19 protein-coding genes and 2 pseudogenes are annotated in these 26168 nt (G+C 59.3%); 12 read left to right on the top strand and 9 right to left on the bottom strand.

Features of this window, described 5'->3' with window-relative positions; genetic code table 11:
* Positions 1–38: 38 nt before the first annotated feature.
* The gene (locus ACYZTU_RS20365; protein WP_461965028.1) at positions 39–590 is read left to right on the top strand and encodes a glutathione peroxidase; all 552 of its coding nucleotides are present in this window, start codon (positions 39–41) and stop codon (positions 588–590) included.
* A gap of 89 nt (positions 591–679) precedes the next feature.
* On the opposite strand, the gene ACYZTU_RS20360 is transcribed toward ACYZTU_RS20365, so the two are convergent.
* The 3 genes from ACYZTU_RS20360 to ACYZTU_RS20350 form a co-directional block, all read right to left on the bottom strand.
* Positions 680–1948, bottom strand: a complete 1269-nt coding sequence (locus ACYZTU_RS20360; RefSeq protein ID WP_461965025.1) for an OmpP1/FadL family transporter — start codon at positions 1946–1948, stop codon at positions 680–682.
* 145 nt (positions 1949–2093) lie between these two features.
* Positions 2094–2576, bottom strand: coding sequence for a hypothetical protein (locus ACYZTU_RS20355; protein WP_449645686.1), 483 nt, complete (start codon positions 2574–2576; stop codon positions 2094–2096).
* 277 nt (positions 2577–2853) lie between these two features.
* Positions 2854–3078, bottom strand: a complete 225-nt coding sequence (locus ACYZTU_RS20350) for a hypothetical protein (RefSeq protein ID WP_034156218.1) — start codon at positions 3076–3078, stop codon at positions 2854–2856.
* Positions 3079–4075: 997 nt separating this feature from the next.
* Here ACYZTU_RS20350 and ACYZTU_RS20345 point away from each other — a divergent pair.
* Both ACYZTU_RS20345 and ACYZTU_RS20340 read left to right on the top strand, forming a co-directional pair.
* A pseudogene (locus ACYZTU_RS20345) lies at positions 4076–4255 on the top strand (sel1 repeat family protein); the annotation flags it as partial.
* A gap of 189 nt (positions 4256–4444) precedes the next feature.
* Positions 4445–5809, top strand: coding sequence for a DNA recombination protein RmuC (locus ACYZTU_RS20340; protein ID WP_461971120.1), 1365 nt, complete (start codon positions 4445–4447; stop codon positions 5807–5809).
* A 52-nt stretch (positions 5810–5861) separates the two neighbouring features.
* On the opposite strand, the gene ACYZTU_RS20335 is transcribed toward ACYZTU_RS20340, so the two are convergent.
* A complete protein-coding gene (locus tag ACYZTU_RS20335; RefSeq protein WP_461965023.1) occupies positions 5862–9332 on the bottom strand; it encodes a hybrid sensor histidine kinase/response regulator in 3471 nt (1156 codons plus the stop codon).
* A 245-nt stretch (positions 9333–9577) separates the two neighbouring features.
* Here ACYZTU_RS20335 and ACYZTU_RS20330 point away from each other — a divergent pair.
* The 4 genes and pseudogenes from ACYZTU_RS20330 to ACYZTU_RS20315 form a co-directional block, all read left to right on the top strand.
* Positions 9578–9951: pseudogene (locus ACYZTU_RS20330) on the top strand (MFS transporter); the annotation flags it as partial.
* Positions 9952–9993: 42 nt separating this feature from the next.
* Positions 9994–10305, top strand: a complete 312-nt coding sequence (locus ACYZTU_RS20325) for a cupin domain-containing protein (protein ID WP_461965021.1) — start codon at positions 9994–9996, stop codon at positions 10303–10305.
* 105 nt (positions 10306–10410) lie between these two features.
* Entirely contained in the window at positions 10411–11562 is a 1152-nt protein-coding gene (locus ACYZTU_RS20320; protein WP_461965019.1) for a TDT family transporter, read from the top strand.
* 97 nt (positions 11563–11659) lie between these two features.
* Positions 11660–13534 (top strand): MFS transporter, encoded by a 1875-nt coding sequence (locus ACYZTU_RS20315; protein WP_461965017.1) that lies wholly within the window; start codon positions 11660–11662, stop codon positions 13532–13534.
* 49 nt (positions 13535–13583) lie between these two features.
* On the opposite strand, the gene ACYZTU_RS20310 is transcribed toward ACYZTU_RS20315, so the two are convergent.
* The 5 genes from ACYZTU_RS20310 to ACYZTU_RS20290 all read right to left on the bottom strand — a co-directional run bounded on the left by ACYZTU_RS20310 (position 13584) and on the right by ACYZTU_RS20290 (position 18334).
* Positions 13584–14510: a GGDEF domain-containing protein gene (locus tag ACYZTU_RS20310; RefSeq protein WP_461965015.1), complete on the bottom strand. Its 927-nt coding sequence runs from the start codon at positions 14508–14510 to the stop codon at positions 13584–13586.
* Between the two features lie 231 nt (positions 14511–14741).
* Positions 14742–15482 (bottom strand): YciK family oxidoreductase, encoded by a 741-nt coding sequence (locus ACYZTU_RS20305; RefSeq protein WP_461965013.1) that lies wholly within the window; start codon positions 15480–15482, stop codon positions 14742–14744.
* An 88-nt stretch (positions 15483–15570) separates the two neighbouring features.
* On the bottom strand, positions 15571–16242 hold the full coding sequence (gene mupP, locus ACYZTU_RS20300; protein WP_461965011.1) for an N-acetylmuramic acid 6-phosphate phosphatase MupP: 672 nt from the start codon (positions 16240–16242) through the stop codon (positions 15571–15573).
* A gap of 4 nt (positions 16243–16246) precedes the next feature.
* The gene (gene ubiG, locus ACYZTU_RS20295; protein ID WP_449645694.1) at positions 16247–16945 is read right to left on the bottom strand and encodes a bifunctional 2-polyprenyl-6-hydroxyphenol methylase/3-demethylubiquinol 3-O-methyltransferase UbiG; all 699 of its coding nucleotides are present in this window, start codon (positions 16943–16945) and stop codon (positions 16247–16249) included.
* A gap of 57 nt (positions 16946–17002) precedes the next feature.
* The gene (locus ACYZTU_RS20290) at positions 17003–18334 is read right to left on the bottom strand and encodes a TRZ/ATZ family hydrolase (RefSeq protein ID WP_461965009.1); all 1332 of its coding nucleotides are present in this window, start codon (positions 18332–18334) and stop codon (positions 17003–17005) included.
* A 108-nt stretch (positions 18335–18442) separates the two neighbouring features.
* Here ACYZTU_RS20290 and mtnA point away from each other — a divergent pair, with 108 nt between their 5' ends.
* The 5 genes from mtnA to hisC all read left to right on the top strand — a co-directional run bounded on the left by mtnA (position 18443) and on the right by hisC (position 26160).
* Entirely contained in the window at positions 18443–19519 is a 1077-nt protein-coding gene (gene mtnA, locus ACYZTU_RS20285; RefSeq protein WP_461965007.1) for an S-methyl-5-thioribose-1-phosphate isomerase, read from the top strand.
* Positions 19520–19942: 423 nt separating this feature from the next.
* Positions 19943–22597 (top strand): DNA gyrase subunit A, encoded by a 2655-nt coding sequence (gene gyrA / locus ACYZTU_RS20280; RefSeq protein ID WP_449645697.1) that lies wholly within the window; start codon positions 19943–19945, stop codon positions 22595–22597.
* 258 nt (positions 22598–22855) lie between these two features.
* Positions 22856–23941 carry a 3-phosphoserine/phosphohydroxythreonine transaminase gene (gene serC, locus ACYZTU_RS20275; protein WP_461965005.1) on the top strand — a complete coding sequence of 362 codons (1086 nt, stop codon included), beginning with the start codon at positions 22856–22858 and terminating at the stop codon, positions 23939–23941.
* Positions 23941–25035 (top strand): prephenate dehydratase, encoded by a 1095-nt coding sequence (gene pheA / locus ACYZTU_RS20270; protein WP_045060590.1) that lies wholly within the window; start codon positions 23941–23943, stop codon positions 25033–25035. The genes serC and pheA overlap by 1 nt, the downstream gene beginning before the upstream one ends.
* A gap of 12 nt (positions 25036–25047) precedes the next feature.
* Positions 25048–26160: a histidinol-phosphate transaminase gene (gene hisC / locus ACYZTU_RS20265; RefSeq protein ID WP_461965003.1), complete on the top strand. Its 1113-nt coding sequence runs from the start codon at positions 25048–25050 to the stop codon at positions 26158–26160.
* Positions 26161–26168 lie beyond the last annotated feature (8 nt).

Genomic DNA, 26168 nt, shown 5'->3' with positions numbered 1-26168 from the left:
TAACTTCGTTTTTGACGACTTCTCAAGGATGCACCGACATGCTGATGCGCTGGCTCGCAGTTCCCGCATTACTGGTAGCGTTTAGTGGATGGGTTCAAGCGGCAGAGTGCCCGGACCTTTTGCAAGGCTCGTTGCCCAAGCTGCGCGCCAAGGAATCCATCGACCTGTGCCAGCGCTTCGCCGGCAAACCGCTGGTGGTGGTCAATACCGCAAGCTTCTGTGGTTTTGCCCCGCAGTTCAAAAGCCTTGAGGCGCTGAATCAGCGTTACAAGGATCAGGGGCTGGAGGTGATCGGCGTTCCGTCCAACGACTTCAAGCAAGAGTCCAAGGATGGCGAAGAGACTGCCAAGGTCTGCTACGTGAACTACGGCGTGACGTTCACCATGACTGAACCGCAGAAAGTCCGCGGTGATGACGCGACTCACTTGTTCAAGATCATCGCCAAGCAGAGCACTGCGCCGAAGTGGAACTTCTACAAATATGTGGTCGATCGCAAGGGTAAGGTGATCGCCAACTTCTCCAGCCTGACCACGCCTGACGATCCTGAGTTCATCCAGGCCGTGGAGAAAGCCCTGGCCTCGAAACCCTGATCGACGCCCGTTAAAAAGCCCCGCCTCTGTACAAGAGAGCGGGGCTTTTTTGATTCATGCGGCGAGTGGTTCAGGCTCGCCGGGAATCATCAGAAGCGGTAGGTCGCACCGACACCGAAACCGTTCGCCGAGTTTTCATACTTGGCGCTATAGGTCTGGCGGCCGTTGCTGTTGTTGACCTTGACCGACTCTTCGACCAGGTACGAGTACGCTACGTCGATGGTCAGGTCGTCGGTCGGGCTCCAACCAGCGCCCAGGCTGAAAATCTTGCGATCGCCAGTCGGGATGCGTGGGGAACGGTTTTCGTTATTGGTCGGTGCCTGGTCAACCGACAAACCGGTACGCAGGACCCATTGTTTGTTCAGCTTGTAGGAAGCGCCGATGGCGTGAGCCCAGGTGTCGTGCCAGTTCTGTTCTTCAGTGATGGTGCCAAAGCCGCGTGCGGCCAGAGCGGCAGGAACGCCTTCGTTCTCGACGGAGATTTCTTTCAGGCGGCTCCAGCGAGTCCAGGTGCTGCCTGCGTAGAGAGTCCATTGGTCGTCCAGCTGGTGAGTAACCGAGAAATCGACCGACTCAGGCGTGGTGATGTCCAGCGACGCGTCGTACTTCTGGCTTGGGTTCTGACCCAGTGCGCCGAGCAGGCTGTAATTGACCTTGGTATCGCCCTCAAGCTTGTACTTCACTTTCGAGTGGTAGGTCAGGCCGACGCGAGTGCTGTCGGTGGCTTGAACCAGGACACCGATGTTGTAGCCCAGCGCAGTGTCGTCGCCCTTGATCTTGACGTTGCCTTCCGTTCGCGGCACCAGCGACACGTTCGATTCCAGCTTGCCGTCAATGCGGTTGATGGTCGGCCCGAAACCGATCGACACCTTGTCGTTGAAGGCGTAGCTGACGGTTGGCTGCAGGGTTACGATTTTTACTTCGCTCTTGCTGCCGAAATAACGGCCGGCAAAGCCGTTTTCATAATCGGTCACCAGACCGAATGGCGCGTACATGCCCACACCGAATGCCCAATGCTCGTCGATTGGCTTGACGTAGTAGCCCATCGGCACGGCGATGAATGGAACCATATCGCCGTCGTTGGTGCCACCGTTCGGACGGGAACTGGCATCACTGATATCGGTGTGTGCGTCGAGGAATGCGGCGCCGCCGGTCACTTGTTCGCGCTTGAGACGCGACATGCCGGCAGGGTTGCCAAAAATAGTGCTTGCGTCGTCGGCAGATGAAGATCGCCCGGCAAAACCTGTACCCATCCCGCTGATGCTCTGTTCGTTGATGGCGAAGCCACTTGCAAAGATCTGGGTGGATGCCAGGGCAACGGCGAGGCTAAGGGTAGTTTTGAGCATTACTTTTTTCATTATTAGAACTCCTGGTGATCACCGGGGCGAAAATTACCAACATTTTCGTCCCAGCGCTATAGGCTGTATCGCTTGATTTAGAGCGGTTTTGTAGGACAATCCAACCAAATTCGCAGCATTTACGCGATCTTGTGGAAATAGCGGATTAGCAGGCGACCTGATTCAGCGGTGATACACAGGTTCGCCAGGCGCAGGTGAAGTCTCTCAGGCGTCCTTGAGGCTGGAAGGTCTGGCGCCAGATACGGGCCATTCCCAGCAGGTCGTCTGCTTCGGGGAGCGGGGTGTTCTGTTCTTCTACCAGCAGCCAGGCGATGGCAGTGGCGTAACGCAGGTTGACGGTCAATTCGAGGTGCGGACCACTCAGGAAAGCATGTTGGCTGGCCAAACCGCGAACCAGGCTTGCGCGTTCCGGGTCCAGTGCCAGGTAGTGGTCCCAAAGTGCCTGATGGCGGGGTTCGGCGATTCGGTACAGGCCGTGTCCACGGCGGTCATGCAGGGCAGTACCCAGAGCTGACTGGCTGGCGGCGATGCCCAGCAGCAGGGATTCGGCAGTTGCGCTATGACGCCCGAGATAAATCAACGTCGGGCGGATCACATATCGGCACAGTTCGCTGGCAGCGATACCCATAAAGCCCTCGAAACTTGAAAGGGTCGGCGATACCTGAAGGGAGCGTTGGCAGCGGGTGAATCGACTCAGGCTCGCCGGAAGCGGATGAATCCGCTTGAGTTGAAGTGTAGTGTCATATTCGCGCCGTAAAGGCCTGTTTTTAAAATATTTCCGGCTCCGAGTTATAACCGTTATATCGGTTAGTGCTTAAGCGGTGACAGCGAAAAGAGAAATTTCGTGCAATAAAAAGCCCCGCTTTTTGAGCAGGGCTTTTGAGGTTTTCAGTCTTTCTGGCGTGTCAGGCAATCAGTGCCTGACGGGTACGATCGATCACGGCCTGCAGCGGCTCAGCGCTGGAGTATTGATCGGGGTACAGGCGTTCGCTGTGACGAGCGATGCCGTGTTCGTTGACCAGAGTAAAGCTGAAGCAGCCTTTGCGAGCAGCCATGATCAGGCAGTTCATTGGTGCAAAAGCGTTGGTCAGGGTGCGGATGGCATCCTGGGTGTGGATTTGAGTAGACATAGTCATTGGGTGTTCCTACAAGCGACACGGATAAGAACCGTGCAAAGTTAAAACGTTCCAGTGACGTCGACCACCATTGGTCGAACGAAGAACCCGACTGGAACAAAGCAGCCAGTTTGAAGCGCTGATAAATTGGCGCGCTTGGGCTGGCAGGTAGGTACTTAGGAGGGCAGGCAACACATCAAGGGCAAAGGTTCTGGGCCCGGGGTGAAGATCCTGATCAATTTGCAGGTTGGTTCGGTCAGAGTAAGTGAGCTTCGCAACACCCTTTGCTTTCGATTCAAAGGCTGTGTTGGCGCAAGGTTTACCTGGAAACCATCGAGGTGGTCGATCCCGCTTTGTCGGTGGAGGCTTCTTTGGGGAAGGCTGACCGGGGGGATTTGTTCGACCAGAATTGACTTTCAGCTTGGTACTAACGCCGCGGATACTAACGGATTGAATTGGCAAAGGGAAGTGTGTTTGCGAAAAAAGTTCTTTAACCCCCCTCATTCAACGTCAAGCTTGGCGCTCGGAAACGTCACTATCCGCAGAAGCGCCCTGTAATAGCACAGATTCCGGCGGTTGGTAGTCGAGGTTCAATGGTCCAGGATCAGCCTGGGTCGCGGGTTTGCCAAGGTTTATACCCAGGGTTAACGCTCAAATGCGCCGAAAAAGCGCATCGATATAACTGCCTCGAAGGGACTTGTGCACATTTGTCACGCACGTTGTCACGCCGCTGTCATTTTCTCTTCAAACGCAGTGGGTGCCTGTAACCAAAATTTAAGTCAATGAAAAACATCGCTTTTTTTTGCTGGTGAAAAAATCGTCAGTTTGACTGCGGGCCCCATTCCATAGGGCTTTGCGAGAGTTCAAAGGCGGTTGTCCACTGAGTTATCCACAGCTTCTGTGGATTGTCCCGAGCGCTTGCTCTAGGACGGTCGTGCAGGGTTTTTTAGGCTTTACCTGTAAGAAAAAAAGAGTAGAGTGGCGCGCCTTCCGATCTGCCCCACAGTGCTTTATGAAGTTTCGTTCAGTATCAGTTTCTGCAACCTCGACACCTCCCAGCGTTACCCCGCCCAAACGATTTTCGATGCGGGTGGCTGAGTGGTTGCTGGACAGCCCGCGTCTGGGCGAAAACCCCAACGTCAAACATTTCGCCGGACGTTTGCTCAAACTGCCGGCCAGCAGGAGCTTGGTCTGATCGAAGACTGAGCTGTCCAAGACCTGACGCCTTGGTTAACCTTCAAGCTTTATTCAATTGGCAGGAGTGGCTATGGTTATGGACTTGACCAGCGCATTGCTCGGTCTGGCGGGCGCTGCGCTGCCGTTATTGGTACTGGCCTGGCAACTTCAACGTCGAGCGAGCGCCACGCAGTCAGAGGTTGCGCTGCTGGAAGAGCGCCTGGCCACGGCCCATCTGGCCAAGGACGGATTGAACGCCCAACTCGAAGCCTGTCGCGATGAACTCGGTGATCTGGGCCAGGCCAACGCCGCCAAACAGGCAGACCTGGCCGCCGTGCGCCGTGAAGTCGAACTGCTGCAGATCGAACGTGACGATGCCCGCGATGCCGCCCACGCCTGGAATCTGGAACGCGCCGGCAAAGAAGCCGAGTTACGTCGTCTGGACGCCCAAACCGCCTCGCTCAACGCCGAGCTGCGTGAGCAGCAGGAAAGCCATCAGCAGCGCCTGAACGACCTGCAGGGCTCGCGAGACGAACTGCGAGCGCAGTTCGCGGAGCTTGCCGGCAAGATCTTCGACGAGCGCGAGCAGCGCTTTGCCGAAACCAGTCAGCAACGCCTCGGTCAGTTGCTCGATCCGTTGAAAGAACGCATCCAGTCCTTCGAAAAGCGCGTCGAGGAAAGCTATCAGGCTGAAGCCCGCGAACGTTTTTCCCTGGCCAAGGAACTGGAGCGGCTGCAACAGCTGAACCTGCGCCTGAGCGACGAAGCCACCAACCTGACCCGCGCCTTGAAAGGCCAGAAAACCCAGGGCAACTGGGGTGAGCTGATTCTTGAGCGGGTGCTTGAACACGCGGGCCTGGAAAAGGGGCGCGAGTATCAGACCCAGGTCAACCTCAAAGGCCCTGACGGTGAGCGTTATCAGCCGGACGTGATCATTTATCTGCCAGGCGACAAGCAGGTGGTGGTCGATTCCAAGGTCAGCCTCACGGCCTATCAGCAATACGTCGCGGCCGAAGACGATGCCATCGGCCAGATCGCGATCAAGCAGCATGTGCTGTCCTTGCGTAATCACGTCAAAGGACTGGCCGGCAAGGATTACAAGCGTCTCGATGGCTTGCACAGCCTGGATTTCGTCCTGCTTTTCGTACCGATCGAAGCGGCGTTTTCCGCCGCATTGCAGGCTGAGCCGACGCTGTTTCAGGAGGCCTTCGACCGTAACATCGTGATTGTCAGTCCGACCACTTTGCTGGCGACCCTGCGTGTTATCGACAGCCTGTGGAAGCAGGAGCGCCAAAGCCAGAACGCCCGGGAAATCGCCGAGCGCGCCGGGTGGCTGTACGACAAGTTCGTGTTGTTCATCCAGGATCTGGATGAAGTCGGTAATCGCTTACAGCAGTTGGATAAGGCCTACAGCTCTGCGCGCAATAAACTGACGGAAGGCCGCGGCAATCTGGTCAGCCGTAGCGAGCAGCTCAAGTTGCTTGGCGCGCGGGCGAGCAAGAGCCTGCCGGCAGACTTGCTGGAGCGGGCGATGACCGATGTGGATGGCTTGGTCGAGTTGCCGGAGTAAATGATCGTTCCCACGCAGAGCATGGGAACGATCTGAGACACAACCTGCCGCGCTACAACGGCAAATGCCGACTCAGCAACGCCCGCAACGCCGCCGGTTTTACCGGTTTTGCCAGGTAATCCAGTCCCGCTGCATGCACCTGGGCCACCATCTCCGGTCGCCCATCGGCGCTGATCACTACCCCTGGCAGCGGTTCACCCAGTTGGGTGCGTAACCACGCCATCAACTCGGTTCCGGTCTCGCCATGGTCCAGGTGGTAATCCACCAGCGCCAATTGCGGCCTCACGCCGTCACTGAGCAGCGCCGCGCATTCATCGCGGTTACGGGCGGTCCAGACCTGACAACCCCAGCGGGTGAGCAAGCTGTTCATGCCGATCAGGATGCTGTCTTCGTTATCGATGCACAGCACCTGCGCGCCGCTCGGCAATTTGCCGTTGAGTTCGGCGATTTTGGTCGGCAGGGCGGTTTGAGCGCTAGCCAACGGCACACTGACGCTGAACACGCTGCCGCGCCCCGGCCAGGAGCGTACGCGCAAGGTATGACCCAGTACGCGACACAGTCCGTCAGCAATGGCCAGGCCCAGCCCCAGGCCTTTTTCCGCACGGGTCTGGTGGCTGTCGAGGCGTTTGAATTCCTCGAAAATGACCCGCTGCTTATCCTCTGGAATGCCCGGACCACGGTCCCAGACCTCCAGGCACAGCTCGCCCTTGCGCCGGCGAACGCCCAGCAGCACCGGGCCTTTGGCGTAGCGGAAGGCATTGGTCAGGAAATTCTGCAAGATTCGTCGCAACAGTTTGATGTCGCTGTCGATTCGCAACGTACTGCCCCTGACACGGAATTTCAGCCCCTGGTCCCGGGCCAGCGCCTTGAACTCGGTACCGAGGATGTCGAACAGTTCGTTGAGCACAAAAGGCTTGGGATCAGGGTTGATCATGCCGTTTTCCAGGCGGGAAATGTCCAGCAAGTCGCTGATCAAGTCCTCGGCCGAGCGCAGTGAACTGTCCAGGTGATGGACCAGTTTCTGCGCCTCGCCGGATAAGCCGTCGTCTTGGTGGGAAAGGGCGGCGGAGAACAGTCGCGCGGCGTTCAACGGTTGCATCAAGTCATGGCTGACCGCCGCCAGGAAACGGGTTTTCGACTGGTTGGCCGACTCCGCGGTGCCTTTGGCGTCGGTCAGGGCAACGTTGAGTTGCGACAGTTCGTGGGTCCGCTCGGTAACCCGTCGCTCCAGGCCTTCGTTGGCCTCGGTCAGCGCCTGCTCCGACTCGCGGAACGCGGTGATGTCGGTGAAACTCATGACGAAACCGCCGCCCGGCATCGGGTTGCCGATCAGCTCGATCACACGGCCATTGGGGAAAAGTCTTTCAGAGGTGTGGGCGCGGCCCTGACGCATCCAGTGCAAGCGGCGGGCGACGTGCACTTCGGCTTCGCCGGGGCCGCACAGGCCGCGCTCGGCGTTGTAGCGAATGATGTCGGCAATCGGTCGGCCAAGCCTGATCAGCCCATCAGGGTAATTGAACAACTCCAGATAGCGCCGGTTCCAGGCCACCAGTTTCAACGACTGGTCGACCACGCTGATGCCCTGGGTGATGTTCTCGATCGCGCCTTGCAGCAGTGCGCGGTTGAATTGCAGCACCTCCGAGGCTTCATCGGCGATTCGGACGACGTCCTCAAGTTGCATCTCCCGACCTTCGATGGCGGCTTTTACCACTGCCCGGGTCGAAGAAGCGCCGAGCACACCGGCCAGCAAGCGTTCGGTATGGGCGATCCATTCACCGTCGGCGTTCTGGTTCGGGTTGAAGCCTTTGCCTTGGCGGTAGGCGAAGCGGATAAAACTCTGACGGGCGCGTTCTTCACCGACGAAGCGAGCCGCCAACTGCAACAAATCGTCGATCTGCACCGACAGCATCGAACGGGCGCTGGGGCGGGCACTGATTTCCTGACCGATAAAGCGACCCGCCTGCCAGTGTTCCGAAACCCTCGTACGGGACAGCACCGAAACCCAGGCGAACAGCGTGAAGTTGCCCGCAAGAGACAGCACCACGCCCTGCGTCAGCGGGGTAATCGGCAGGTTCAATGGGTTGCTGTGTAACCAGGCCAAGCCGGGAAAACTGCTCAAGGACAAGCCGAGGCTGTTGGCGGCAATCGGCAGGATCAAGGTGTAGAACCACAGGAACGTCCCGGCAGCGAGACCGGCGAACACACCGCGACGATTGGCCTGTTTCCAGTACAGCGCGCCGAGCATGGCCGGGGCCAATTGGGTCACGGCGGCGAAGGCGATCTGGCCGATGGTCGCCAGGCTCGCCTTCGAGCCGAGCAGGCGATAACTGACGTAGGCCAGCAGCAGAATCACCACGATGCTCACTCGGCGCACCGAGAGCATCCACTGGCGGAACACTTCGAACGGCCGTTCGGCGTTGTTGCGCCGCAGCAACCATGGCAACAGCATGTCGTTGGAGACCATGGTCGACAGCGCCACGCTGGCGACAATCACCATGCCGGTTGCCGCCGAGGCGCCACCGATAAACGCCAGCATCGCCAGGGCAGGATGGGATTGGGCCAGCGGCAGGCTGATGACAAAAGAATCCGGCAGTACCGAGCTCGGCAGCAGCATCTGGCCGGCGAGGGCGATGGGAACGACAAACAGTGCCGCCAGCGCCAGATAGGCGGGAAACACCCATTTGGCCAGGCGCAGATCCTGAGGGTCAATGTTTTCCACCACGGTCACGTGGAACTGTCGGGGCAGGCAGATGATTGCCATCATTGCCACGCCGGTTTGCACCACCATCGACGGCCAGTTGATGGTTTCCTTCCAATATTCTTCGAGGCGCGGTGCGAGCATGGCCTGGTCGAACAGGTCGTCGAAACCGTCGTACAGGCCGTAAGTCACAAACGCGCCGACCGCGAGAAAAGCGAACAGCTTGACCAGCGATTCGAACGCAATCGCCAGCACCATGCCGCGATGGTGTTCCGTGGCGTCGAGGTTGCGGGTACCGAAGACGATGGTGAACAGCGCCAGCACTAGCGACACGATCAACGCGGTGTCCTGGGCGCGAGTGCCCATGGCGTCGGCACCGGCGCCGATCAGCAAGTTCACCCCGAGCACGATGCCCTTCAGTTGCAACGCGATATAGGGCAACACGCCGACCAGGCAGATCAGCGCCACCACCACCGCCAGCGACTGGGATTTGCCATAGCGCGCGGCGATGAAGTCGGCGATGGAGGTGATGTTCTCCTGCTTGCTGATCATCACCATTTTTTGCAGGACCCACGGCGCGCACACCAGCAGCAGGATCGGCCCGAGGTAAATCGGCAGGAAAGACCAGAGCTGTTCGGCGGCCTGGCCCACGGCGCCAAAGAAGGTCCAGCTGGTGCAATAGACGGCCAGCGACAGGCTGTACACCCAAGCGCGCACCCGCGGCGGCAACGGCGTGCTGCGACGGTCGCCGTAGAAGGCGATGGCGAACAAGATGGCCATATAGGCCAGGGCGACGGCGGCGATCAGCCCGCTGGACAGCGACATGGGAACTCCCGACAAAAGACACCCGGGACTCCCGCCCGGACAGACAGTCTCGCACGATGTCAGGGGTTAGTCAGTGTCGACCAAGGTCGCGGCGCGGCGGGGTGCCGCAGGGTGTTTGTCAGTTGGATCTTTGGCGCCTAAGCGGGCCTCTTTCGCGGGCAAGCCTCGCTCCCACAGGTTTCGTGTCGTATCTGAATCATGCGGTCAACACGAAACCTGTGGGAGCGAGGCTTGCCCGCGAAGCTTCTTTGGCACCGTCTCTGGTTCGCACGGCCACCGGATCGACCTCAAATCTGATTGGCGGTGCGACGGTGGCTGTGTTGACGGTGACTGGCGCGTTGATGGTCGCCGGATGTGGTTTCGGCGCCGGTTTCCTGGGTGCGTTGCGCAGTGTCGTGCCGCTGGCCTTGCCCCATGAGCGGGCAGGGTTGATGTCGGCTTTCTATGTACTCAGTTACTTTCTGCTTGCCGTCGTTGCTGGCCGGAAACTTGACCCGGACCTGGACTGGTGGCAACCACCGATGGTTACGGCGCGGTGCTGATTATTCTCTCGGTCGGCGCTCAACTCGCATTGATGCGTAAGCGGTCCATGAAAGTCTGTGGCGTCGATGTGCGATGACCGCTAGCCTTGGCACCGCCATTCATTTCGACGGACCGACGCATGAAAATCATCCGCAGCAAATCCTTCACCGCTGACCGTGCCTGGGGCGCTTTGGATATCGCCAACATGAACGGCATCACAACGCGTTTGCACTGGACTGATCAGCCCTATAAATGGCACGTCAATGATGGGCAAGAAGTGTTCGTGGTGCTGGATGGAGTCGTGCAGATGCGTTATCGCGAAGACGGTCAGGAGAAACAAGTGGTGTTGGGTGTAGGGGATATCTTTTATGCCGATGTCGGCACCGAACACGTTGCCCATCCGCAGGGGGTGGCGCGAATTCTGGTGATCGAGACTGAAGGCAGCGTCTGACGCTATATCTGCAAAACAGATAACAGTTAGAGATATTACCCGTTATATCGATATTCAATTTAGATCTACCATGGGCGCCACCTCAACTGAGGACAGGAGTTCACCATGACATGCCCCAACACCGCTCCATCCGGTTTCAGACCTTTCAGTCATTTACAGCACCCGCGCGAAGTTATCCGCCAGTTCACGCCGAACTGGTTCGCCGCCACCATGGGCACCGGCGTGCTGGCGTTGGCGCTGGCGCAACTGCCTACGGCAAATCCCGTTTTGCACGCGATTGCCGAAGCCCTTTGGCTGTTTAATATCGTGCTGTTCGTTTTGTTTACGGCGCTATACGCGGCGCGTTGGGTGCTGTTTTTTGATGAGGCGCGGCGGATTTTCGGCCACTCCACGGTTTCGATGTTTTTTGGCACCATCCCCATGGGCCTGGCGACCATCATTAATGGCCTTCTGTTGTTCGGTTTGCCGCGTTGGGGTGAGGGCGTGATTCATGTCGCCGAGGTGCTGTGGTGGCTGGATGTGGCGATGTCTCTGGCGTGCGGCGTGCTGATTCCCTACATGATGTTTACCCGCCAGGAACACAGCATCGACCAGATGACTGCCGTCTGGCTGTTGCCGGTGGTGGCGGCGGAAGTGGCGGCCGCCAGCGGTGGTCTGTTGGCGCCGCACCTGGCGGATGCCCATTCGCAACTGGTGGTGCTGGTGACGAGCTACGTGCTTTGGGCCTTTTCCTTACCGGTGGCGTTCAGCATTCTGACCATTCTGTTGCTGCGCATGGCGTTGCATAAATTGCCCCACGAAAACATGGCCGCCTCCAGCTGGCTGGCGTTGGGCCCGATCGGCACCGGAGCGCTGGGCATGTTGCTGCTGGGGGCCGATGCGCCGGCCATCTTTGCGGCCAACGGTCTGCCGGGCATCGGTGAAATCGCCGCAGGGCTGGGGTTGGTGGCCGGGATCACCCTGTGGGGTTTTGGTTTGTGGTGGATGCTGATCGCGGTGCTGATCACCCTGCGGTACCTGCGCGCCGGTATTCCTTTCAATCTCGGCTGGTGGGGTTTTACCTTCCCGTTGGGCGTCTATTCTCTGGCGACGTTGAAACTGGCCAGCACCTTGAACCTGACGTTTTTCAGTGCTTTCGGCTGCGTGCTGGTGGTGTTGCTGGCGGTGATGTGGCTGATCGTCGCCAAACGTACGGTGCTAGGGGCGTGGCGGGGCGAGTTATTTGTCTCGCCGTGCATAGCCGGATTAAAGAAATAACCGGCGAAGATAGGTAATGTGTGGCCTGGATCGTCGTTCGATATTCCAATAACGGTATCCACGCCACTCTCTACCCAACATCAGGGACACATGGAAGATGAGTCACCCCTCACAGTTCACCTTGCTTCGCACCCGGCGCTTCCTGCCATTCTTCGTCACGCAGTCGCTCGGGGCGTTCAACGACAACATCTTCAAGCAGTCGCTGATCCTCGCCATTTTGTACAAGCTGACTATCGAGGGCGATCGCTCGATTTGGGTCAACCTGTGTGCGCTGCTGTTCATCCTGCCGTTTTTTCTGTTCTCGGCACTGGCCGGGCAGTTCGGTGAAAAGTTTGCCAAGGACGCGTTGATCCGTCTGATCAAACTCGGGGAGATCGCCATCATGGCGGTCGGCGCGGTCGGTTTCATGTTCGATCACCTGTCGCTGATGCTGGTGGCGCTGTTTGCCATGGGCACTCACTCAGCGCTGTTCGGGCCGGTGAAATACTCGATCCTGCCGCAGGCCTTGCGTGACGAAGAGCTGGTGGGTGGCAACGGCCTTGTGGAAATGGGCACCTTCCTGGCGATCCTCGCCGGGACCATCGGCGCCGGGATCATGATGTCGTCCAGTCATTACGCGCCGATCGTCTCCACCGCGATCATCGGTATTGCGGTGCTCGGCTATCTGGCCAGTCGCAGCATTCCACGGGCGGCGGCCGCCTCACCTGAAATGCGTCTGAACTGGAACATTTTCAGCCAGTCCTGGGCCACGTTGAAACTGGGCTTGGGGCAGACCCCAGCGGTGTCGCGTTCGATTGTCGGCAACTCGTGGTTCTGGTTTGTCGGGGCGGTTTATCTGACGCAGATCCCGGCGTACGCCAAGGAGTGGATGCACGGCGATGAAACCGTGGTGACGTTGATTCTTACCGTGTTCTCGGTCGGTATCGCACTCGGTTCGATGCTCTGCGAAAAACTGTCCGGACGCAAAGTCGAGATCGGTCTGGTGCCGTTCGGCTCGTTCGGTCTGACCGTGTTTGGTCTGCTGCTGTGGTGGCATTCCGGTGGAATACCGGACAGCGTTACCGGTCATGGCTGGATCGAAGTCCTGAGTTTTGGCCATGCCTGGCTGGTGTTGATCGACATTCTGGGGCTTGGCGTGTTCGGCGGTTTCTACATCGTGCCGCTGTACGCGCTGATTCAGTCACGTACCCCCGAGAACGAGCGGGCGCGGGTGATTGCCGCCAACAATATTCTCAACGCGCTGTTCATGGTGATCTCGGCGATTGTCTCGATTGTCTTGCTGAGCATGGTCAAGCTGTCGATCCCGCAGTTGTTCCTGGTGGTGTCGCTGCTGAACATCGGCGTCAACGCCTACATCTTCAGCATCGTCCCCGAGTTCAGCATGCGCTTCATGATCTGGCTGCTCAGCCATTCCATGTACCGCGTGGAACATCGCAATCTGCAGCTGATTCCCGATGAAGGCGCGGCGTTGCTGGTGTGCAATCACGTGTCCTTCGTCGATGCCTTGCTGATTGGCGGCGCGGTGCGTCGGCCGATTCGCTTTGTGATGTATTACAAGATCTACAACATGCCGGTGCTCAATTTTATCTTTCGCACGGCCGGGACCATTCCGATCGCGGGGCGGCAGGAAGACATTCAGATCTACGAAAAAGCGTTCACGCGCATTGCTCAGTATCTGAAGGACGGCGAGTTGGTGTGCATCTTCCCTGAGGGCAAATTAACCGCCGATGGCGAGATCAATGAGTTCAAGGGCGGGCTGACGCGGATTCTCGAACAGACGCCGGTGCCGGTGATTCCATTGGCACTGCGGGGTTTGTGGGGGAGTTTCTTCAGCCGCGACCCGCAAAAGGGTGTGTTTCGTCGGTTGTGGTCGCGGGTGACGCTGGTGGCAGGGCCTGCGGTGTCGGTTGAATCGGCAGAACCCTCCCGGTTGCAAGGGTTGGTGGGGGATTTGCGCGGTACTAGTCGCTAATACCTGTCCATACGGACCGCTGCACCAGCGAGCCCGCTCTGGCGGATGTTCAGCCCGCCATCGCCAATCGGTTGCGCCCCTCGCGCTTTGCTACATACAACGCACTGTCGGCCCGTCGCAACAGGCTATCGGCAGACTCGCCGGGCATTAGGGTCGAGCAGCCAAGGCTGACCGTCAGCTCGACCCTATTACCATCGGCAGCATAATCTTCAGCCTGCGCGGCAAACCGCAGTCGCTCGCCGACCAGGGCTGCCGCTTCCCGGTTGGTGTTGGACAGCAGAATCAGGAACTCCTCGCCGCCAAACCGGAAAACCATGTCCACGTTGCGCAACTGGCTTTTGATCGAGGCTGCGACGGCCTTGAGCACGTCATCGCCGGCGCTGTGTCCGTGGTTGTCGTTGATGTGTTTGAAGTGATCGATGTCCAGCATCAGCAGCGACAAGGGTTGCAGATGCCGACGCGCCATCTCGATTTCCCGCTGCAGGGTCTGATCCATGGCGATGCGGTTGCCGGTGTCCGTGAGCGGATCGCGCAAGGCACTTTGGGTGGCGGCGCGGTAGAGCAGGGCATTGCGCATCGGATACATCAATGCGGACAGCAGCGACTCGAGGTTGCCTTGTTCCTGCTCACTGAAGCGCTGATTGCGACGAAATATCAGATCACCCAGGTGCTCGCCTTCATGGCTGAGGCTGTAGCTGATCGAGTGATGGCCGCGCAGGCCGAACTCTAGGCGCAAGTCGCTGGCCTTGTGCTGATAGATCAAGGTGTCGAGCGGTACAAGTCGCTGAATTTCACGAAAGAAGAGCCCGAGAATGCGTTGCGGCTCAAGACTGGTTTGCAGCTGCAGGCTCAGCTTCTGACGCAGTTGCGCAAGGCTGACTGGCCTCTCCCGAAGGGAAGACTGTTGACCAAGGCCCAGGCGTTGCAATTTGGCAACATCGAAGTCAATGGCGTTGGTCTGGGAAGGTGATTTCATTTGGCGTCCGCCCGTTTGCTTTCACACTGCGTGTCTGAGCAAATTTAGAGCGAAAGTCGTGCCATTCAGTTCCTTCAAATAAAATACGTTATAAATCAATCACTTGGTGATTGTTTTAAAATTTTTCCCGAATGCGGTGGCAGTTGTTTGACTTGCCATTGGTGTGTGGTTGCGCCGCACTTTGAGGGCCGCGACGGGAAGCCGTCGCGGCCCAAAAGCGACGCGCGGGCGTTACTGAGCGTTGAACGCCTGGCCGTTGACGCCGGTGCTGTCCGGACCCATCAGGTAGAGGTAGACCGGCATGATCTCCTCGGGCGTCGGGTTGTTCAGCGGGTTTTCACCCGGGTAGGCCTGGGCGCGCATGCTGGTGCGGGTAGCGCCCGGGTTAATGCTGTTGGAGCGCATCGGTGCCACGGTATCGACTTCGTCCGCCAGGGTTTGCATCAAGCCTTCGGTGGCGAACTTTGAGACGCCGTAAGCGCCCCAATACGCGCGCCCTTTGCGACCGACGCTGCTGGAAGTGAACACCACCGAGGCGTCCTGAGACAGCTTGAGCAGCGGCAGCAGGGTGCTGGTGAGCATGAACATGGCGTTGACGTTGACGTGCATGACGCGCATGAAGTTTTCGCCAGATAGCTGCTCGATCGGCGTACGCGGGCCAATGATCGACGCGTTGTGCAGCAAACCGTCGAGATGGCCGAATTCGGTTTCGATCATCGCTGCCAGCTCATCGTATTGATGGGGCAGGGCGGTTTCCAGGTTGAACGGGATCACGGCCGGTTGTGGATGGCCGGCGGCTTCGATTTCGTCATAGACCTGAGTCAGGTTGGCTTCGGTCTTGCCCAGCAACAGCACGGTGGCACCGTGCGCGGCGAAGGTTTTCGCGGCGGCAGCGCCGATGCCACGGCCAGCGCCGGTGACCAGGATGACCCGGTCCTTGAGCAAATCTGGGCGGGCGGAATAATCAAACATAAAAATCCTCACAACAATTCAGTAGGCACGCATAGATCGTTCCCACGCTCCGCGTGGGAATGCAGGCAGTGACGCTCCGCATCGCCACTCAGCAACCACACAAAGCGCTGTCCAGCACCTTGCGCAACTCCAGCGGATGATCCACCACCACATCCGCGCCCCAATGCCGCGGGTTATCGTCCGGATGAATGTAGCCATAGGTCACGGCAGCCGTTCTGGTGCCGGCATCGCGACCGGACTCGATATCGCGCAAGTCATCACCCACAAACAGCACGCAGGCCGGGTCTAGGTCGAGCATCTTGCACGCCAGAATCAACGGCTCGGGGTCCGGTTTGCTGTTTTTCACGTGGTCCGGGCAGATCAACAGCGCCGAGCGCTCGGCCAATCCAAGCTGCTGCATGATTGGCTCGGCAAACCGCAGCGGCTTGTTGGTGACGACGCCCCAGATCAGGTTGGCCTTCTCGATGTCGGCCAGCAGTTCGCCCATGCCGTCAAAGAGTTTGCTGTGAACCGCGCAACCGGCGAGGTAGCGCTCCAGGAACTCCAGGCGCAATTCCTCGAAACCCGGTGATTCCGGGTCCATGGAGAAGGTCACGGCGACCATCGCCTTGGCGCCGCCGGAGATCTCGTCGCGAATGTGCTGGTCGTTCATCGGCGGCAGGCCGCGGTCGGCACGCATCGCCTGACAGATCGCAATGAAGTCCGGCGCGGTGTCGAGCAGCGTGCCGTCCATGTCGAAAAGAACTGCTCTGATACGCATCGGCTTACTCCTCGCGCAGGGTCTGGATCATGTAGTTGACGTCCACGTCGGAGGCCAGTTTGTAGTGCTTGGTCAGCGGGTTGTAGGTCAAGCCGATGATGTCTTTGACGGTCAGGCCGGCCATGCGGCTCCAGGCGCCGAGCTCGGACGGGCGAATGAATTTCTTGAAGTCGTGGGTGCCGCGCGGCAGCAGCTTCATGATGTATTCCGCGCCGACGATGGCGAACAGGTACGCCTTCGGGTTGCGATTGATGGTGGAGAAGAACACCTGGCCGCCGGGTTTGACCATGCGGAAACAGGCGCGGATCACCGAGGAGGGGTCCGGCACGTGTTCAAGCATTTCCAGGCAGGTGACCACGTCGAACTGCTCAGGCATTTCTTCGGCCAGCCCTTCGGCGGTGATCTGCCGGTATTCGACACTCACGCCGGATTCCAGTTGATGCAGTTGCGCGACCGCCAGCGGCGCTTCGCCCATGTCGATGCCCATGACGGTAGCGCCGCGCTGGGCCATGGCTTCGCTGAGGATGCCGCCGCCGCAACCGACGTCGAGGACTTTCTTGCCGGCCAGACTGACGCGTTCGTCAATCCAGTTGACCCGCAGCGGGTTGATGTCGTGCAGCGGTTTGAACTCGCTCTCGCGGTCCCACCAGCGATGGGCCAGGGCTTCGAATTTGGCGATTTCGGCGTAGTCGACGTTGCTCATGGTTAAGTCCTCTAAAACTTGAAAAATCCTGTTGCCCCGGTGGTAGGTCCGGGGTGCTTACGATTCGGTATGGCCACTGATGCGCTGGCCCCAGGCCTTGGCGGTGGCGCAGAGCTGTTCTTCATCCAGGCGAGTCAGGCGACGGTCGTCGAGCAGTTGCTTGCCGGCGACCCAAAGGTGTTTCACGCAGTCGCGGCCGGTGGCATATATAAGCTGCGAAACCGGGTCGTACACCGGTTGCTGCGCCAGGCCGGAGAGGTCGAACGCGACGATGTCTGCCGCTTTGCCGACTTCCAGCGAACCGACGTCAGCCTCGATCCCAAGCGCACGGGCGCCGTTGAGCGTGGCCATGCGCAGGGCGCGATGGGCGTCGAGCGCGGTGGCCGAGCCGGCGACGGCTTTGGCCAGCAACGCGGCCGTGCGGGTTTCGCCGAGCAGGTCCAGGTCATTGTTGCTGGCCGCGCCATCGGTGCCGACAGCCACATTGACGCCAGCCTGCCACAAGCGCTCCACCGGGCAGAACCCGCTGGCCAGCTTCAGGTTCGACTCCGGGCAATGAATCACGCTGGTATTACTTTCTACCAGCAACACCAGGTCTTCATCGCTGATCTGAGTCATGTGAACCGCCTGAAAGCGCGGCCCCAGCAAACCCAGGCGCCCGAGGCGGGCCAATGGGCGTTCGCCGCGCTGCTCGACGGACTGCTGCACTTCATAAGCCGTTTCATGCACGTGCATATGGATCGAGGCGTCCAGTTCTTCGGCGATCACCCGGATTTTCTCCAGGGTCTCGTCGCCCACGGTGTAGGGTGCGTGAGGGCCGAAGGTCACTTTGATGCGCTCGTGGAGCTTGAGATCGCCGAACAATTCGACGCCCTGACGAATGGCTTCGTCCACCGTACTGGCACCCGGGATCGGGAAGTCGAGGATCGGAATCGCGATTTGCCCGCGAATGCCGCTGATATGGACGCGCTCGCTGGCAACCTTCGGGAAGAAATACAGGTCAGAAAAGCAGGTGATGCCACCTTTGATCTGCTCGGCGATCGCCAGGTCAGTGCCGTCACGTACGAACGCTTCATCGACCCACTTGGCTTCGGCCGGCCAGATGTGGTTTTCCAGCCAGGTCATCAGCGGCAAATCATCGGCCAGACCACGGAACAGCGTCATCGCCGCATGCCCGTGGGCATTGATCAAGCCAGGGCAAAGCAACATGTCCGGCAATTCGCGGACTTCGGTTGCGTTAAGCTTCAGTGCTGCGGCGCGCGGGCCGATAAAGACAATGCGCCCGTCACGGATGCCGAGGGCGTGCTCTTTGAGGACAACGCCAGCGGGTTCGACCGGTACCAGCCAGGTCGGCAGTAATAACAGGTCGAGCGCAGCAGAGTTCGGCATCGAGAGTCGGTTCCAGAGCTTTTGTAAAGGATGGCGAAGTATACCCGAGCGTCTTCGCAGGGGGATCGCTATAATCGACGGCTTTTGTTCATGAGTGCGGGGTGAGGGATGCGCGATCGACTGTTGGCTGCGGAGAAGGTGAAGGCCATCGATTGGCGTGATGGCGCCCTGTACCTGCTGGATCAGCGTATTTTACCGTTTGAGGAAACGTGGATCGCCTACACCAGCGCCGCTGGCGTGGCCGAGGCCATTCGTTCGATGGTGGTGCGCGGCGCGCCGGCGATTGGCATCAGTGCCGCCTATGGTGTTGTGCTGGCGGCCCGCGCGCGGTTTGCCCAGGGCGGCGACTGGCAGGCGGCGCTGGAAGAGGATTTCGCGCTGCTCGCCGATTCCCGTCCTACCGCGGTTAACCTGTTCTGGGCGCTGGGCCGCATGCGCGACCGACTTGAGCGTCTGAAGCATCACGCCGATCCGCTGGCGGTGCTGGAAGCGGAGGCTATCGCCATTCATGAGAGTGATCGCGAAGCCAACCTGACCATGGCGCAACTGGGTGTGGACTTGATCCGCAAGCATCAGGGCAACGCCCAGGCGATTCTGACCCACTGCAATACCGGCGCACTGGCGACCGGCGGCTTCGGTACGGCACTTGGCGTCATTCGTGGGGCGTTCATCGAGGGCATGGTCGAGCGCGTCTATGCCGACGAAACCCGTCCCTGGCTGCAAGGTTCGCGGCTGACCGCATGGGAATTGGCCAACGAAGGCATTCCCGTGACGGTCAATGCCGACTCCGCCGCTGCGCACATCATGAAGACCAAAGGCATTACCTGGGTGATCGTCGGCGCTGACCGGATCACCGCCAATGGCGACGTGGCCAACAAGATCGGCACCTATCAGCTGGCGGTGAACGCCATGCACCACGGCGTGCGCTTCATGGTGGTGGCGCCGAGTTCGACCATCGACATGAACCTGGCCAGCGGTGATGACATCCCGATTGAAGAGCGCGACGGTCGCGAGTTGCTGGAAGTCGGCGGCACGCGGGTCGGCGCTGATGTCGATGCGTTCAACCCGGTGTTCGACGTGACGCCGGCTGACTTGATCGATGTGATCGTCACCGAAAAAGGCATCGTCGAGCGCCCGGACACCGCGAAAATGACGCAGTTGATGTGCCGCAAGCGCCTGCATTAAAGATATCTGGCGTCTGATAAATCGTCTTCGCGGGCAAGCCTCGCTCCTACAGGATCGCGCGATCTGTAGGAGCGAGGCTTGCCCGCGAAGAACGATGACTCGGTCTCCCGCTCCTGATGCCCCAAATTTGCTTGCGAATCTTGGGTTGTGACGGCTCTAAGCCTCTCTCGTCCCCTTCAAGCCTGCCACCAGTCAACTAACTACACTCCATGCGCATCAGGGGGATAGGTGCGTGGCGGCTCTTGTGATAATATCCGGCGGTTTCCAAGGTAGCCCGATGTGGCTGCCTTTACTGCGCAGATCCATGGCATAACTCGTTGATTTGTCGTAAGTCGTTGCATGGCACTCAGCCTGCAGCGGCGAGCTTCGTTCGTCCCATATGGATGTGACGAGGTTTCACCAGAAAAAGGAATCAGGCTTCTCATGGGCGAACTGGCCAAAGAAATCCTCCCGGTCAATATCGAAGACGAGCTGAAGCAGTCCTACCTCGACTACGCGATGAGCGTAATTGTCGGGCGGGCACTGCCGGATGCGCGCGATGGCTTGAAGCCCGTGCACCGGCGTGTGCTATTCGCGATGAGCGAGCTGGGCAACGACTTCAACAAGCCGTACAAGAAATCTGCCCGTGTTGTCGGTGACGTGATCGGTAAGTATCACCCTCACGGTGATACCGCGGTGTACGACACCATCGTTCGGATGGCGCAGCCATTCTCGCTGCGCTACCTGCTGGTAGACGGTCAAGGCAACTTCGGTTCCGTGGACGGCGACAACGCCGCCGCCATGCGATACACCGAAGTGCGCATGACCAAGCTGGCGCACGAGCTGCTGGCTGACCTGCACAAAGAAACCGTGGACTGGGTGCCGAACTACGACGGCACCGAAATGATCCCGGCGGTCATGCCGACCCGTATTCCCAACCTGTTGGTCAACGGCTCCAGCGGTATCGCCGTGGGCATGGCGACCAACATTCCGCCGCACAACCTCGGTGAAGTCATCGACGGTTGCCTGGCACTCATCGACAACCCCGAGTTGACCATCGATGAGCTGATGCAATACATCCCTGGTCCGGACTTCCCGACCGCCGCGATCATCAACGGTCGCGCCGGCATCATCGAAGCCTACCGCACCGGTCGTGGCCGCATTTACATGCGCGCCCGCTCGATGATCGAAGACATCGACAAGGTCGGTGGCCGTCAGCAGATCGTCATCACCGAACTCCCTTACCAGTTGAACAAGGCCCGTCTGATCGAGAAGATCGCCGAGCTGGTAAAAGAGAAGAAGCTCGAAGGCATCACCGAACTGCGCGACGAGTCCGACAAGGACGGTATGCGCGTTGTGATCGAGCTGCGTCGCGGCGAAGTGCCTGAGGTGATCCTCAACAACCTCTACGCCCAGACCCAGCTGCAAGCGGTGTTCGGTATCAACATCGTCGCGCTGATCGACGGCCGTCCGCGGATCCTGAACCTCAAGGACCTGCTGGAAGCCTTCGTTCGCCACCGTCGCGAAGTCGTTACCCGCCGTACCGTGTTCGAACTGCGTAAAGCCCGCGAACGTGGTCACATTCTGGAAGGTCAAGCGGTTGCACTGTCGAACATCGACCCGGTCATCGCCCTGATCAAAGCTTCGCCGACGCCGTCGGAAGCCAAGGAAGCGCTGATCAAGACTGCGTGGGAATCTTCCGCCGTGGTTGCGATGGTTGAACGTGCCGGCGCCGATTCGTGCCGTCCAGAGACTCTGGACCCGCAATACGGTCTGCGCGAAGGCAAGTACTTCCTGTCGCCGGAACAGGCGCAAGCCATTCTGGAGCTGCGTCTGCACCGTCTGACCGGTCTGGAACACGAAAAGCTGCTGGCCGAGTATCAAGAGATCCTCAACCAGATCGGCGAACTGATCCGCATCCTCAGCAGCGCCACGCGCCTGATGGAAGTGATCCGCGAAGAGCTGGAAGTGATCCGCGCCGAATACGGCGATGTGCGTCGCACCGAGATTCTTGATGCCCGTCTCGACCTGACCCTGGGTGACATGATCCCGGAAGAAGAGCGCGTCGTGACCATTTCCCACGGCGGCTACGCCAAGACCCAGCCGTTGGCTGCGTACCAGGCTCAGCGTCGTGGCGGTAAAGGCAAATCGGCTACCGGCGTCAAGGATGAGGACTACATCGCTCACCTGCTGGTCGCCAACAGCCACACCACGCTGCTGCTGTTCTCCAGCAAAGGCAAAGTGTACTGGCTGAAAACCTACGAAATTCCGGAAGCGTCTCGCGCTGCCCGTGGTCGTCCGTTGGTCAACCTGCTGCCGCTGGGCGAGGGTGAATACATCACCACCATGCTGCCGGTCGATGAGTACACCGAAGGTCACTTCATCTTCATGGCCACCGCCAACGGCACCGTGAAGAAGACCCCGCTGGAATCCTTCAGCCGTCAGCGCAGCGTTGGCCTGATCGCGCTGGAACTGGACGAAGGCGACGTGCTGATTTCTGCCTCCATTACCGATGGCGAGCGCGAAGTCATGCTGTTCTCCGACGGCGGCAAGGTCACTCGCTTCAAGGAAACCGACGTTCGCGCCATGGGCCGTACCGCTCGCGGTGTACGCGGCATGCGCCTGCCGGAAGGCCAGAAGCTGATTTCGATGCTGATCCCGGAAGAAGGCAGCCAGATCCTCACCGCTTCGGCGCGAGGTTACGGCAAGCGTACGGCGATCACCGAGTTCCCTGAGTACAAACGTGGCGGTCAGGGCGTTATCGCCATGGTCAGCAACGACCGTAACGGCCGACTGGTCGGTGCAGTCCAGGTGCTCGACGGTGAGGAAATCATGCTGATTTCCGACCAGGGCACCCTGGTGCGTACGCGTGTTGACGAAGTCTCCAGTCTGGGTCGTAACACCCAGGGCGTGACCCTGATCAAACTGGCCAGCGATGAAAAACTGGTAGGTCTTGAGCGGGTTCAAGAGCCGTCGGAAGTCGAAGGTGAAGAGCTGGAAGGTGAAGAGGGTGCAGTGTTCGACGGTGAAGTCGTGATTGACGACGTTGCCGAAGACCAGCAACTCGACGCCGCAGCCGACGAAGAACCGCAGGAATAAGCGGGCAAGCAGGGGGCGGATGAAAATTCGCCCCCTTGTTGTTTGTCCCTGTTGAAAATATCGACACCCACGAAGATCCTGTGTGAAAGGGCTTTTGTGGGAGCCGGGCTTGCCCGCGATGCAGGCGCTGCGGTGTGTCTTGTGCACCGCGGTGATGCAATCGCAGGCAAGCCAGCTCCCACAAAAGCTTGTTCCAAATAAGGTCTGTGTCGCTGATTATTTATTGCGTGATACCACCAAATCAGAGCGAGATTGGATGTGAGCAAGAGAGCCTATAACTTCTGTGCCGGTCCTGCGGCGCTTCCTGAAGCTGTTCTGAAGCGCGCTCAGGGTGAACTCCTTGATTGGCACGGCAAAGGCCTGTCGGTCATGGAAATGAGTCATCGCAGTGATGAATTCGTGTCCATCGCCACCAAGGCCGAGCAGGATCTGCGTGATCTGCTGAACATCCCCTCGAACTATAAAGTGCTGTTTCTGCAAGGTGGCGCCAGCCAGCAATTTGCTCAGATCCCTCTGAACCTGTTGCCGGAAAGCGGGACCGCCGACTATATCGACACCGGTATCTGGTCGCAGAAAGCCATCGAAGAAGCCTCGCGTTACGGCCACGTCAACGTTGCCGCAACCGCCAAGCCTTACGACTATTTCGCTATTCCCGGCCAGAACGAATGGAACCTGTCCAAAGACGCGGCCTACGTTCACTACGCGCCGAACGAAACCATTGGCGGCCTTGAGTTCCAGTGGATCCCGGAAACCGGTGATGTCCCTCTGGTCGCCGACATGTCCTCGGACATTCTTTCGCGTCCGATGGATGTCTCGCGCTTCGGCATGATCTACGCCGGTGCCCAGAAAAACATCGGCCCGAGCGGCATCGTCGTGAACATCGTTCGCGAAGACCTGCTGGGTCACGCCCGTTCCCTGTGCCCGACCATGCTCAACTACAAGGTCGCGGCCGACAACGGCTCGATGTACAACACCCCGCCAACCCTGGCCTGGTACCTCTCGGGTCTGGTATTCGAGTGGATGAAGGAGCAGGGTGGTGTTGAAGCCATCGGCAAGCTCAACGACGTTAAACAGCGCACGCTGTACGCCTTCATCGACGCCAGCGGTTTGTACAGCAACCCGATCAACAAGTCGGATCGCTCGTGGATGAACGTGCCGTTCCGCCTGGCGGACGACCGTCTCGACAAGCCATTCCTGGCCGGTGCCGAAGAACGTGGCCTGTTGAACCTCAAGGGTCACCGTTCCGTGGGTGGCATGCGTGCCTCCATCTATAACGCCGTCGACATCGTTGCGGTCAACGCACTGATTTCGTACATGGCAGAGTTCGAGAAGGAACACGGTTAATGTCTGAGCAAGAACTCAAGGCACTGCGCGTTCGCATTGATGCTCTGGACACCAAGGTCATGGAGCTGATCAGTGAGCGCGCACGCTGCGCCCAGGAAGTTGCGCGCGTAAAGATGGCCTCGCTGGCCGAAGGCGAAGTGCCGGTGTTCTATCGTCCTGAGCGTGAAGCTCAGGTGCTCAAGCGTGTGATGGAGCGTAACCAGGGGCCGCTGGGCAATGAAGAGATGGCGCGTTTGTTCCGCGAAATCATGTCCTCGTGCCTGGCTCTCGAGCAACCGCTGAAAGTGGCGTACCTCGGCCCTGAAGGCACCTTCACCCAAGCGGCGGCCATGAAGCACTTCGGCCACGCGGTGATCAGCAAGCCGATGGCGGCGATCGACGAAGTGTTCCGCGAAGTAGCGGCCGGTGCGGTTAACTTTGGCGTGGTCCCGGTGGAGAACTCCACCGAAGGCGCGGTCAACCACACCCTCGACAGCTTCCTCGAACACGACATGGTGATCTGTGGTGAAGTCGAGCTGCGGATTCACCACCACCTGTTGGTCGGTGAAAACACCAAGACCGACAGCATCAGCCGCATCTATTCCCACGCCCAGTCCCTGGCCCAGTGCCGTAAATGGCTGGACGCGCATTACCCGAATGTCGAGCGCGTGGCGGTGTCCAGCAACGCCGAAGCGGCCAAGCGGGTCAAGGGTGAGTGGAATTCGGCGGCGATTGCCGGCGACATGGCCGCAGGCTTGTACGGGCTGACCCGTCTGGCCGAGAAAATCGAGGATCGCCCGGACAACTCCACGCGATTCCTGATGATCGGCAGCCAGGAAGTGCCACCGACCGGCGACGACAAGACCTCGATCATCGTCTCCATGAGCAACAAGCCCGGCGCACTTCACGAGTTGCTGGTGCCGTTCCACGACAACGGCATCGACCTGACGCGAATCGAGACGCGTCCGTCGCGTAGCGGTAAATGGACTTACGTGTTCTTCATCGACTTTGTCGGCCACCACCGCGATCCGCTGATAAAAGGTGTGCTGGAAAAGATCAGTCAGGAAGCAGTGGCACTCAAAGTGCTGGGTTCCTACCCGAAAGCAGTTCTCTAAGGGCGGTAGCAAATGAGTGGTGACTTCCTCGCTCTGGCACAGCCGGGCGTGCAACAACTTTCGCCTTACGTTCCCGGCAAGCCCGGGGACGAACTGGCGCGCGAGCTGAACATCGATCCGGCCAGCATCGTCAAACTGGCCAGCAACGAAAATCCGTTGGGCGCCAGTCCCAAGGCGCTGGCAGCCATTCACGAAGCGCTGGCCGAGCTGACCCGTTATCCGGATGGCAACGGTTTTGCGCTCAAGACCCTGCTGGCCGATCAGTGCCGCGTCGAACTCAATCAGGTGACGTTGGGCAACGGTTCCAACGACCTTCTGGAACTGGTTGCGCGTGCCTATCTGGCGCCGGGTTTGAATGCCGTGTTCAGCGAGCACGCGTTTGCGGTCTATCCGATCGTGACCCAAGCCGTTGGCGCCCAGGCAAAAGTGATCCCGGCCAAAGACTGGGGCCATGATCTGTCGGCCATGCTGGCCGCGATCGATGCCAATACCCGTGTGGTGTTCATCGCCAACCCGAACAACCCGACCGGGACTTGGTTCGACGCCGAGGCGCTGGACGAATTCCTGCAGGATGTACCGGAACACGTGCTGGTGGTGCTGGACGAGGCCTACATCGAATACGCCGAAGGCAGCGACTTGCCGGATGGTCTGGACTACCTCGCGGCCTATCCGAACCTTCTGGTTTCGCGCACGTTCTCCAAGGCCTACGGCCTGGCGGCGTTGCGGGTCGGTTATGGCTTGTCCACTGCGGTGGTCGCGGACGTGCTGAACCGTGTGCGTCAGCCGTTCAACGTCAACAGCCTGGCCCTGGCCGCTGCGTGCGCTGCGCTGCAAGACACCGAGTACCTGGCTGAAAGCCGTCGCCTGAACGAATCCGGCATGCAGCAACTGCAAGCGGGTTTTCGTGAGCTGGGGTTAAGCTGGATTCCGTCCAAGGGCAACTTCATCTGCGTCGATCTGGGGCAAGTGGCGGCGCCGGTCTTCCAGGGTTTGCTGCGCGAAGGCGTAATCGTGCGTCCGGTGGCCAACTACGGCATGCCGAACCACTTGCGCATCACCATCGGTCTGCCGGCAGAAAACAGCCGCTTCCTCGAAGCGCTGACCAAGGTTCTGGCTCGTGGTTGATGTCACTG

The sequence above is a fragment of the Pseudomonas sp. HLT2-19-2 genome (assembly GCF_054898005.1).
Note: the sequence above shows the minus strand (reverse complement) of the source record. Positions and strands in the feature narration are given on the sequence as shown.